The 1772-nt window shown below is 43.8% G+C and carries 2 protein-coding genes; both read left to right on the top strand.

Translation table 11 applies throughout. The annotated features are described in order from the left end of the window. The first annotated feature begins 328 nt into the window (after positions 1-328). Positions 329-1063: a PsbP-related protein gene (locus RMO35_RS22560; RefSeq protein ID WP_309744543.1), complete on the top strand. Its 735-nt coding sequence runs from the start codon at positions 329-331 to the stop codon at positions 1061-1063. A gap of 164 nt (positions 1064-1227) precedes the next feature. Further along, positions 1228-1772 (top strand): cryptochrome/photolyase family protein (locus tag RMO35_RS22555; protein ID WP_309744541.1); only part of this gene is annotated, 545 nt, incomplete at its 3' end.

The raw sequence follows: 1772 nt of genomic DNA, 5'->3' as shown, positions 1-1772 counted from the left end.
ATCCCAGAATACCAAACTAGCTACCCTTTTTTCCGAGAAGCTGTTAGTATCGATCGGATTTTTAATACTTCAGCTTCCGGGAATAGTCGGGGGTCAGCTCCGCCAAATTAGGATGATTTGGGCCGATCGATGTAGGGATAGATACTACGACAGTAATAGGTCTAGCAGCGGGCTGGCTCGGTATTGCTGGTGCTGAGATGACGATCGGGTGCTGGTGGGAACTGTGGGGATGCGATCGAGCATGACATGAGTTCGATCGACATGTAAATGTAAGTTAGGATATGATTACATAAATTCTTAGCTATCCCGAACCTTTTAAATCGATTTTATGAATAGATTTTCAATTGCTTTAATCGCGTCAACTTCTCTTTGCAGCCTAACTATAGCGGAGAAAAGTTTTGCCGTGCAGCAAACTTGTTCGCTCTCAATAACATGTAATCGATCGATTAGTAGTATTCAAGTTTACAATACTCGTCATATCGTTAAATCTACCAGTAGCAGTAGTGAAAGATCGGCATCACTGAGTATTAAATCTAAGGAAGATTATAAAACTCAATTGATTAAGATCGGCGATCTAAAACCCTATAATCACAAAAATAACCTCTTCTCAGTATCCATCCCATCAGGGTGGAACAAAACCGATACCAGTAAGTCTGACGAAACGATCGTCACATGGGAAGATAAAACTGGAAATGCAGTGGTATCGATCGATATTTTTGATAATATTCCTGAATCAGAAATTCAGAATAATCCCGAATCTCTAGGTAGATTTCTGACTAAAACAGTAAATGATATTTATAAAAAGAGTCTCAAAAATGTCACCGTCAATCAGCCGGACGATCTCGGCAATGGTGTAGTGAGGCTATCCTGGGCGTATGAAAGTGAAAGTAGCGGTCAAAGTGTACCAATGAGTGGAACGAGTTTTATTCGACTCGATCGCAATCGGATTTCGTTGTTTACAGATATCATCCCTACCGAACAATTCGAGCGCATGAGATCTACACTCGATACAATGGTACAGAGTTTTACCGTCAACAGTGAGATTCCGCTGCCCAAGCCTTAGCGGCGATTGGGCGTAGAGGACTGGGGGACGGGGAGACGGGGAGACTGGGAGACTGGGTGATTGTTCTATTCACTATCCACTATTCACTATCCCCTATCCCCTACCCCCAGATAGATCCACCCGCGCGATCGAGAATTGTTACAATGTGAAAAAGTGCCATTTCCATGTCAGATCGAGCTAGCATTGTTTTTCCCAATCAACTTTTCCGGCAACATCCCGCATTACTTTCAGGCGGAATTGTTTACATAGTCGAAGAATGGCTGTATTTTCATCAATACAACTTCCACCAGCAAAAATTGTTATTACACCGCGCGACAATGCGGATGTATGCAGATCGCCTGAGCGAGCAAGGCTACCAAGTACGCTATATTTCAGCGACGAGTGCCGAATGCGACGTGCAAAAACTTTTACCCCTCATCGCTAGTGCTGGAGTGCGCGAACTCCAATATGCAGATGTCGTAGACGATTGGCTTCAGCAGCGGTTGACGGCGGGAGCACAACAGCATCAGATCCAGTTACAACAATATCGCTCGCCCAATTTCCTCGAAGATCCTGCCGAAATCTCCAAGTTATTTGACAGCCGCAAGTACCTCAAACAGACAGATTTCTACATCAACCGCCGCAAACATCACGAAATTTTAGTCGATAAATTTGATAAACCCTTGGGTGGCAAGTGGACGTATGATGTTGATAATCGCCAAAAATTCCC

It is taken from the genome of Chamaesiphon sp. OTE_20_metabat_361 (genome assembly GCF_031364565.1).
Note: the sequence above shows the minus strand (reverse complement) of the source record. Positions and strands in the feature narration are given on the sequence as shown.